This window comes from Mesorhizobium sp. M4A.F.Ca.ET.090.04.2.1 (assembly GCF_003999085.1).
Lineage (GTDB): Bacteria > Pseudomonadota > Alphaproteobacteria > Rhizobiales > Rhizobiaceae > Mesorhizobium.
Map to the genome: position 1 here is coordinate 1 of NZ_RZOT01000251.1, position 8,346 is coordinate 8,346.

Annotated in this window: 10 protein-coding genes, 1 pseudogene and 1 riboswitch; of the genes and pseudogenes, 3 read left to right on the forward strand and 8 right to left on the reverse strand. The window is 63.3% G+C overall.

The window, feature by feature from the left end:
* From EN781_RS18325 to EN781_RS18350, 6 genes are all read right to left on the reverse strand, one after another.
* A partial coding sequence (locus tag EN781_RS18325; protein ID WP_145965545.1) for a glycosyltransferase family A protein occupies positions 1-433 on the reverse strand: 433 nt, incomplete at its 3' end.
* Positions 433-1,185 (reverse strand): glycosyltransferase family A protein, encoded by a 753-nt coding sequence (locus EN781_RS18330; protein ID WP_127400214.1) that lies wholly within the window; start codon positions 1,183-1,185, stop codon positions 433-435. The genes EN781_RS18325 and EN781_RS18330, both read right to left, overlap by 1 nt.
* Positions 1,182-2,234 (reverse strand): serine kinase, encoded by a 1,053-nt coding sequence (locus EN781_RS18335; protein WP_127400215.1) that lies wholly within the window; start codon positions 2,232-2,234, stop codon positions 1,182-1,184. Before EN781_RS18335 ends, EN781_RS18330 begins: the two co-directional genes overlap by 4 nt.
* Before the next feature lie 50 nt (positions 2,235-2,284).
* A complete protein-coding gene (locus tag EN781_RS18340; RefSeq protein WP_126056943.1) occupies positions 2,285-2,716 on the reverse strand; it encodes a PqqD family protein in 432 nt (143 codons plus the stop codon).
* 142 nt (positions 2,717-2,858) lie between these two features.
* Positions 2,859-3,959 carry a hybrid-cluster NAD(P)-dependent oxidoreductase gene (locus EN781_RS18345; protein ID WP_126059264.1) on the reverse strand — a complete coding sequence of 367 codons (1,101 nt, stop codon included), beginning with the start codon at positions 3,957-3,959 and terminating at the stop codon, positions 2,859-2,861.
* A 77-nt stretch (positions 3,960-4,036) separates the two neighbouring features.
* Positions 4,037-5,284, reverse strand: a complete 1,248-nt coding sequence (locus EN781_RS18350) for an aromatic ring-hydroxylating dioxygenase subunit alpha (RefSeq protein ID WP_126056944.1) — start codon at positions 5,282-5,284, stop codon at positions 4,037-4,039.
* A 117-nt stretch (positions 5,285-5,401) separates the two neighbouring features.
* Positions 5,402-5,605, reverse strand: a riboswitch (cobalamin riboswitch).
* Positions 5,606-6,107: 502 nt separating this feature from the next.
* Here EN781_RS18350 and EN781_RS18355 point away from each other — a divergent pair.
* From EN781_RS18355 to EN781_RS18365, 3 genes are all read left to right on the forward strand, one after another.
* Positions 6,108-6,314, forward strand: coding sequence for a DUF680 domain-containing protein (locus EN781_RS18355; protein ID WP_126056945.1), 207 nt, complete (start codon positions 6,108-6,110; stop codon positions 6,312-6,314).
* A 68-nt stretch (positions 6,315-6,382) separates the two neighbouring features.
* Complete coding sequence (locus tag EN781_RS18360; protein WP_126056946.1) at positions 6,383-6,592, forward strand: DUF680 domain-containing protein; 210 nt, start codon at positions 6,383-6,385, stop codon at positions 6,590-6,592.
* 81 nt (positions 6,593-6,673) lie between these two features.
* Positions 6,674-6,913 (forward strand): DUF680 domain-containing protein, encoded by a 240-nt coding sequence (locus EN781_RS18365; RefSeq protein ID WP_126056947.1) that lies wholly within the window; start codon positions 6,674-6,676, stop codon positions 6,911-6,913.
* Positions 6,914-7,008: 95 nt separating this feature from the next.
* On the opposite strand, the gene ugpC is transcribed toward EN781_RS18365, so the two are convergent.
* Positions 7,009-8,121: a sn-glycerol-3-phosphate ABC transporter ATP-binding protein UgpC gene (gene ugpC / locus EN781_RS18370; RefSeq protein WP_126056948.1), complete on the reverse strand. Its 1,113-nt coding sequence runs from the start codon at positions 8,119-8,121 to the stop codon at positions 7,009-7,011.
* Between the two features lie 32 nt (positions 8,122-8,153).
* Positions 8,154-8,346: pseudogene (locus EN781_RS18375) on the reverse strand (alpha-glucosidase C-terminal domain-containing protein); the annotation flags it as partial.

The following is an 8,346-nucleotide window of genomic DNA, read 5'->3' on the forward strand; positions in this document are numbered from 1 at the left end:
CGCGGCGGATCACCATCGTCGTGCGAAACCAGCCGGGCGTCGTGCCCGCCTCCGGCAGATCGGGCCGGTCCTGGCGGAAATTGCGGGCATGGGCGAAAACGCCCGCCGTTCGCGGAGATCGTTCAAGATGCGCGAGCTGCAATTCGATCTTGGTCGGCAGCCACAGGTCATCAGCGTCGAGCGTCGCGATAAACGGCGTCGACAGCGCCGCCATGCCCCTGGTCGTCGCGTTGCCGGGGCCGGCGTTGTCCTGGCGCAGCAGCCTGACGGGGATGTCCGCAATGGCGATCGCCGCCTCGAGATCATCGGTCGAACCGTCGTCGACGACCACGACGGCGTCGGCGGCGATCGTCTGTGCGGCCACCGAGCGCAGCGTATCGGCAATGGTGGCGGCCGCGTTGAAGGCCGGAATGACGACGCCGTAGCCAGCCATCACATGAACCGCCAATCCGCGAGATCCTTGACCTCAAAGATCTTGTCGATCGCACACAGCGACGGGTCGGCCCGGCGCCGCTTCATCGATTTGTGGAGCGCGCGCATGAACTCGCGACGGGGAATATCAGGCTCCCTGGTCATGTTGCCGGGATGGCGCCTGTAATAGAGCCCCACCGTATCGGGCATGACATAGTTCGGGCCGCTCTCGAAAGTGCGCAGCAGGTAGTCGGTGTCTTCGGCCTGGCTGAAATCGGTGTCGAAGTCACCGATCCGATCGACAAGCCGGCGCGTGAATATCCCGGCCGACAGATGGATTCCGCGCACGGTCACGCAGTGGCTGTCGGCCGCCGGCTCCAGCGTCTCGTCGTCCAGATTGTCGGCCAGGGTCATCAGCGAATAGGTCAGATCGAGACCGGGATCGGTTTCGAAAAGCGCCAAATCGTCCTTGAAGCGGCCGGCCGGCGAGATGTCGTCCGAATCGAGGAAGGAGACAAAGCCGGTCTGTGGCAGGAGCTGCCGGAGGCCGGCGTTGCGCGCCTTGGTGACGCCCATATTGGGCTGCTGGAAAAGGCGGATGCAGGATGCTTCGCTCATCATCGAGCGCACCACCTCAACCGAGCCGTCGATCGAGCCGTCGTCGATGACGATGATGTCGAGATCGGCACCGTCGCGCTGCCTGAGCAGCGAGCGCAGCGCAGCGCCGACATACTTCTCGCGGTTATGGACTGGCATATTCACGCTCAGCTTCATGCGGAGCCTCGCGCGAGAAACCCGGAAACCGTGGCAGCGATTTCCTCCGGGCGCGTCCCCAGCGCCAGACGGTAGCATGGCAAAAGGCGGGTAAGATCGCTGAAAAAGCGAAAGCCGCCTTCGCGCTCGCCAGGCATCTGAGCGATGCCGGACGGCGCCAACGCAATCATGGCGTCCTTGCGCGACAAGGGCATGACCGAGCTTGTCCCACCACCGCCGATATGTGGCACCACCAGCGCTGCGATGTCCAGACTTGCCGGCAGCGGCCGGGGCGCGACGTCATCGATGCGGAACGGATGCTTGCCCTGCCAGTTCAGCGGACCATAGGATTTCAGCCGCTGCCTGAGGCCAAGCCGTTCGAAACCCTCGGGATCCTGCTTGAGGGTGGAAAACAGCGGATACGCCCTTACCCCCTCATCCGTCCTGTCGATAAGCACATAGTCGTCGCCGACGCTGTCCAGGCCGTTGAGCAGGCCGGCGACGACGGTTCCCGATTTTCCTGCTCCACCGGCGCCGGCAAGCAGGATGCCCTTGCCGCCGATGCCCAGCGTGCCGGCATGCGCAAGCCGCATGCCGCGCGCCGCATAGTCCCAATGCAGAAAGGCGCGCAGCGGCGCGCCCGGCTCCCAGGGCGGAAAGCCGTCGGCGGAGCGCATCAATTGCGCGCCGACACGGCGCTTGGGATCGTATACCTGCCAAAAGTCGAGGTCGTGGAAGTAGCAGCCGCGCAGCCCGGCGTCGGCAAGCCGGGAGGCAAAGGCGTGCGGGGCGAACTGCGCCTCGCCCCATTTCGCCGGAGCGGCGATGTTACCGATGCCTGGATGGGCGATGAGGATGCGGCATACGCCCGACGCTTGCCGATCACCGCCGGCCGGAACAAGGCCGCGGTCGATGGCATCCGCGAAGGGGCCGGGCGTGAGATGGACAGCCATGTCCAACCGGGGCAAACGGACATCCCGCGTGACGGAATAGCTGGCGGCCGCACTCTCGGCCATGGCCAAAACCTGGCGCGCATAGTCCGGCAAGCTTCCGAGGGTGACCTGCGACATGGCCTGTTCCCGCGCACCGTCGCCAATGCGATCGGCCGCTCCCGGATGTCTCACGACGCGTGCTTGACCGCGGGCCAGCCCAAGGGTTCCTCGACCTCATGGATCGGATCGACCATGATGAGATCGGCAAGATCGTCGTGGACGTCAACCTTCAGGGGTTCGCGGGACGCGGCAAGCTCGGCCGGCAGCCCGCTCGGCAGCGGCTGCGCCGACGCATCCGGGGCTGGCGCCAGCAGGCCGAAATCGATGAGCTGCGCGATGAAGCTTTCGAGTTCGACCAATCCTATCGTCGCCGTTCCCGCGGCCAGTCCGACCAGCACCGGGGCCGGCACGCCCAACGACAGCGCTTGCCAGATACGGCTGCCCGTATCGGAGAAACCGAAATACCTTCCGCTCGCGAGATCAAGCACGACGGCTTCGCCGTCGAAGGATTCAAAAACGATATCCTTGCTCGCAACAGCGTAGACATCCGCTGCCCGCATTGTTCTTGCCCCACTTCATAGCTCAAGCAACCGCGGTACCGCGGTGCTCCCCCCGAGGAACGCCTGTAAACACTCGGTTCCAGCTTGGCAAGACGATGAACACAGCGAGACGCCTGCCACTTTTGGGGTTCTATAGGGTGGATCAGGCCTCGATTTCCAGCGCCGTCATCGGCCTCGAGCAGCAGGCGAGAATGAAGCCGTCGGCGATCTCGTGATCGAGGATGCCGCCATTGTGACTCATCTCGACCTCGCCGGACACCTTCTTCACCTTGCAGGTGCCGCACAGGCCGAATTCGCAGGCGGCCGGGATCCTGACGCCAGAGGCGCGCGCCGTCTGCAGCACGGTTTGCCCGGCGATGCATTCGGCATCGACATCGGAAAGTGAAAAGCGAACCGGCGTCGCGGCCTCGACGGGCATCTCGATGCCGCCGTCGGTCGGCAGCGCGAACGGCGCCGGCACTTCCTCCACCACCGGCGCGGCAAAGCTTTCCTGGTGGTATTTGGCCATGTCGAAGCCGGCGGCCTCCAGCATCTGCCGGACGGCGCGCATGAACGGGTCGGGGCCGCAGCAGAAGATTTCCCGCTCGCGGTAGTCAGGTGCCAGAAGCGGAAGCCTTATGGCGTCGATCCGCCCCATGTGACCGAACCAGCCCTCGCGGATGGAGCGTTCCTCGATCATGAAGCCGAGCGACAGGCCGGGCATGCGACTGCCCAGCAATTCAAGCTCCTTGCGGAAGATGATCTCTTCCGCCCTGCGCGCGCAGTTGACGAAACCGACATCGGTCCAGGGCGCGCAGTCGTTCAGCCAGCGCAGCATCGACATCATCGGCGTGACGCCGGAGCCGGCAGAGATGAACAGGTACTTGGCCGCCGGATGGCTGTGCAGCGAGAAATCGCCGGCCGGGCCATAGGCCTTCACATGGGCGCCGGGCTTGAGATTGTCGAACATCCAGCGCGTGCCGATGCTGCCGGCCTGCGCCTTCACCGTCACCGCGATCGAGAACGGCCGCGACGGCGACGAGGACATCGTGTAGGTGCGCATCAGCGGTCCGTCGGCGACCGGCAGTTCCAGCGTCACGAACTGGCCGGGCTTGTAGCGGAACCAGGTCTGGTTGTCGGAGCGGAAGGTGAAGGTCTTGACGTCCGGCGCCTCGTCGCTGACGCCGATCACCTCCAGCACCTGCAGCCGGTCGTTCCAGGGCGCCATCTCGTCGAGATGGCGATAGAGGCCGAGATCGGTCATCGCGTTCATCCCTTGGTCCTTTTCATTCTGCACATGTCGTGATGCCAAAACCGCTCAACACTTTTGGGCGCCATGTGCTAGGCAACACTGCGCAGCGTCGGCTGGCCGCCTTCGGCAAGGCGCGGGCCCATGAAGGAGGCGTACCATTCGACGAACTGGATGACGCCGCCCTCATGCTGCTCCGAATAGGGGCCGGGTTCATAGGCCGGCGACAGGATGCCGAAAGCATTTTCCTCGACGATGCGGCGATCCTGGTCGTTGGTCTCGGTCCAGACATGGGTGAGTTCGGCAAGATCGTAGTCGACGCCTTCCACCGCATCCTTGTGGACCAGCCATTTCGTCGTCACCGCGGTTTCGGTGGCGCTGATCGGCAGCACCCGGAAGGTGACGGCATGGTCGATCAGGATATGGTTCCAGGTCGTCGGATAGTGGTAATGCATCAGCGTGCCGATGCGGTCCGCCGAGACGCTCGTGGATAGGTTCTTCCTCACCGCGCGCTTGCCGCTCATCGTGTAGCTGACGGCATCGCGCAAGAGCGGGGCGCGGGTGGCGCGATACTGACCGGCGGGGTCTATGCGGAACTTGCTCGGCAGGCCCGCCGCCTCGCATTTCGCCCAATGCGCCTGCATCTCGGGATCGCTTTCGGCACCATGCACGCCGGTCACCGTCGGCGCCTCGGGAAAGGTCTTGCAGAGTTCGGGATGATTGCCGGCGCAGTGGTAGCACTCGCGGTTGTTTTCCCAGACCAGCTTCCAGTTGCCCTTCTCGACGATGGTCGATTCGAAAGCGACCTTCGCCTCAGTCAATCGATGCGGCAGGAGATAGGGTTCGATCATGGCGCGCATCGGCGCAAAATCGGCGGGCTCCTTCGCCAGGCAGATGAAGATGTAGCCGCCGACGCTCTCGCAGGCGACCGGCTTCAGGCCGAACTGGCTCTTGTCGAAGCCATCCGCCATCTGGCGGGCGAACAGCAGCCTGCCGTCGAGTTCGTAGGTCCATTGATGATAAGGGCAGACGAGCTTCGCCGCGGTGCCCTTCTCGGCGTTGCAGACGCGGCTGCCGCGATGGCGGCAGGAATTATGGAAGGCGTTGATCCTGCCTTGCTGGTCGCGGACCAGGACCACCGGATAATCGCCGATCTGCGCGGTGATGTAGCTGCCCGGCTTCGGCAGTTCGCAATCGTGCCCGATGAACAGCCAGTCGCGATACCAGATTAGTTCCATGTCGAGCTTGAAGTAATCCGGGTCGGTGTAGAAAGGCTGTTCGAGCGAAAAGCCCTGCCTGCGGTTATGCAGGTGCCTCAGCATGTCGTTGCGCGCATCCATGTCCTGTCCCTCGCGTCGGTCGCATCAAGGACTGAACTGGTGGTGATGGAGAGGAACGGCGGCCACCGGCAGGGCCAGGCGCGCGCCATCCGCCTCTTGACCGCCCACCGCGATCAGTCGAGCCTAGAAATCTCGGGCTGGTTTCCGGGCTCTGGAGTGCCCTTGCGGGCGGGCGCGACACCTTCCCAGGCCAGATGGCCCAGTGGTCTCCCGTCGCGACTTGAACTCCACCACCGTTGCGGGGGCAGCGCCGGAATTTGACCGGCTTCCCAATTCTCCGTCCCGTCGTCACGGGTCGGCACCTGAGATGGCCTGATCTAATCACTAAGGCCGGCGGACCGTCGGTACGAAAACGACATCGCATCCGTGCGGGCGCGACACGCGTTTCGGGTTCGCGGCACGCTGGCGCCGAATTGCCGTCCTCGGGGGCGATCCGAATCGCGCGCTGGAAACGCCTTCATATCGACCGCTGACCGGGTCTGAATTGGTTAACAGTATAGAAAAGTGACCATTAGGAGATTCTAAAATCGAACCGAACGGTTCGTTTCTGTTGACAATGCGTGCAGGACCGTGTGAACGCAGATCTTCCAAATCGTCAACTGGGTCGATGGGCCATTCGGATAACATATTGATATTGCTTTACAATACAATACGTGTGGGAGGCCGTGGCACAATTTCAAGGTGCAGAGTCATGGTCCAGGCGAAACAACTTCGTGATTGGAAACCGGGAAGGGGCTCTCCCACATCGGGGCTGTCCGAACGACGCGCTTTCCTCCCAAGACACGCCGCTAGACGGACGGAAAAATATACTGGAGTACTAAAAATGAAAAAGATTGTTCTTACTGCCGCCGCCCTTCTGGCCATTTCCGGCAGCGCCTTTGCTGGTGGCAGCGACCACTACGGTTCGAACGGTGCCAATCAGCCCGCCGCTGCCGTCGACAGCTCGTACACGGCTTCGGTCAAGAAGTCGGAACCGGCCGCTCAGACGCCGGCACAGGGCTCGGACCGCAACCTGTTCGGCAACAACTAACACACGATCCCTGACCGCGGTGGGCGATGCCCGCCGCTCGGGATCCTCAGAAATTCAGGAACACTAAGATGAAGAAAATCATCCTTGCCACCGCAGCCCTCCTGGCCATCTCGGGCGGCGCTTTCGCAGCCGGCAGCGACCACTTCGGTTCCGACGGTGCCAACCAGCCGGCCACCGCGGTCGACAGCTCGTACACGGCTTCGATCAAGCAGTCGCAGCCGGCCGCCGAGAAGCCCGCCGACCAGGGCAGCGACCGCAACCTCTTCGGCAACAACTAGGCCGATCCGGACCACGCTCCAACGGAAGATGGACGCGGCGGACAGTCTCGCCGCTCCGATGCAGATTCAGGAGTACCAGAAATGAAGAAGATTGCTCTTACCGCCGCCGCTCTTTTGATCGCCGCCGGCAGCGCCTATGCCCGCAATGACAATGTTGGCGGGACTGACATTAATCAGCGGCCGGCCGCCGCCGGCGTCGACACCACCCAGACGTCTTCGACGCGCGACACCAGCTCGCCGGTCTACAAGCTGCTAAACTCGTCGGGCGACGTTGAGAAGTCCGCCCCTCAGGGCAGCGATCGCAACCTGTTCGGCCGCTAACAGCCGGACAGAGCCGCCCATTCCGGTTCTACCGGCTGGCTGAGTACCAGAGCGGCGGGCAGTGCCCGCCGCTCTTGTTTTGTCCAACGTGAAGTTCAGGCCGCCTTCGCTGCCGCCATGTGCAGCGTGAAGGAGTGGCCGTCCGCATCGAAGATGTGCAGATCGCCGGCATCGGCGTTGAGCCGCAGCACAGCACCTCGCTTGACCTCGACATTGCCCGGCAGTTTCGTCACCAGCGGCAGGTCGGCGCGGCCGATGTCGACATAGACGAGCTGGACCTCGCCAAGCTGCTCGACATAGTCCACCGTTCCCTCGAACAGATACTCCGTGCCGGTAGCGATCGCCAGGTCTTCCGGCCGCACGCCGAAACTTACCGCCGCGCCATTCGCCGAGGCAGGGGTCGCGATCGGAACCGTCGCCTTGCGGCCGCCGACATGGCTGATGATGCTCGGATCGCCGGCCTTTTCGATCTTCGCCGGCAGAATGTTCATGGCCGGCGAGCCGATGAATTGGGCGACGAACAGATTGCCGGGCCGCTTATAGAGCTCCATCGGCGTGCCGACCTGCTCGATGCGGCCTTCCTTCAGCACCACGATCCGATCGGCCAGCGTCATCGCCTCGACCTGATCGTGGGTAACGTAGATCATCGTGGTGTTCGGCATTGATTCCTTCAGCTTGGCGATCTCGATGCGGGTGGCGACGCGAAGTGCCGCGTCGAGATTGGACAGCGGCTCGTCGAACAGGAACACTTTCGGATTGCGCACGATGGCGCGGCCAATGGCAACGCGCTGGCGCTGGCCACCCGACATCGCCTTGGGCAGCCGGTCGAGATATTTGGTCAACTGCAGGATCTCGGCCGCCTGCCGCACCCGCTTGTCGATCTCGGCCTTGCTTTCCTTGCCGATCTTCATCGAGAAGGCCATGTTGTCGTAGACGGTCATGTGCGGATAGAGCGCGTAGGACTGGAACACCATGGCGATGCCGCGTTTCGACGGCGGCACGTCGTTGACGACCTCGCCAGCGATCTTGAGCTCGCCCGAGGTGATCTCCTCCAGCCCGGCGATGGACCTCAGCAAGGTCGACTTGCCGCAACCGGACGGGCCGACGAAGACGATGAACTCGCCCGACTTAATGTCGAGGTCGATGCCATGCAGGATGTTGAGATTGCCGTATGATTTCTTCACTTGCCTCAGCGTGACATCGGCCATGATTTCCTCCCAATGACGTCCGTTTCAAAAACTCAGTCGATGCGGCCGAACCAGGCGCCGTAGCCGCCAAGGCGGATGGAGCCGGCGCCAGCTTGGCTCGAAAAACCGTGCCCCGGCAAGGGCTGAAGCGAGCCGCCGCCGAGATCGACCTCGGCCGGCTTGCTGCCCAGGTTGAAGACGCAGACGACGCGCTCATTGCCCTCGCGGCGGGTGAAAGCGACGGTG

What these genes read in the sequence shown, in the direction of transcription:
- EN781_RS18360 (WP_126056946.1), top strand. Translation starts at nt 6,383, where the DNA reads ATGAAGAAAATCATCCTTGCCACCGCAGCCCTCCTGGCCATCTCGGGC.
- EN781_RS18365 (WP_126056947.1), top strand. Translation starts at nt 6,674, where the DNA reads ATGAAGAAGATTGCTCTTACCGCCGCCGCTCTTTTGATCGCCGCCGGC.
- ugpC (WP_126056948.1), bottom strand. Translation starts at nt 8,121, where the DNA reads ATGGCCGATGTCACGCTGAGGCAAGTGAAGAAATCATACGGCAATCTC.
- EN781_RS18345 (WP_126059264.1), bottom strand. Translation starts at nt 3,959, where the DNA reads ATGACCGATCTCGGCCTCTATCGCCATCTCGACGAGATGGCGCCCTGG.
- EN781_RS18350 (WP_126056944.1), bottom strand. Translation starts at nt 5,284, where the DNA reads ATGGATGCGCGCAACGACATGCTGAGGCACCTGCATAACCGCAGGCAG.
- EN781_RS18355 (WP_126056945.1), top strand. Translation starts at nt 6,108, where the DNA reads ATGAAAAAGATTGTTCTTACTGCCGCCGCCCTTCTGGCCATTTCCGGC.
- EN781_RS18330 (WP_127400214.1), bottom strand. Translation starts at nt 1,185, where the DNA reads ATGAAGCTGAGCGTGAATATGCCAGTCCATAACCGCGAGAAGTATGTC.
- EN781_RS18340 (WP_126056943.1), bottom strand. Translation starts at nt 2,716, where the DNA reads ATGCGGGCAGCGGATGTCTACGCTGTTGCGAGCAAGGATATCGTTTTT.
- EN781_RS18335 (WP_127400215.1), bottom strand. Translation starts at nt 2,234, where the DNA reads ATGTCGCAGGTCACCCTCGGAAGCTTGCCGGACTATGCGCGCCAGGTT.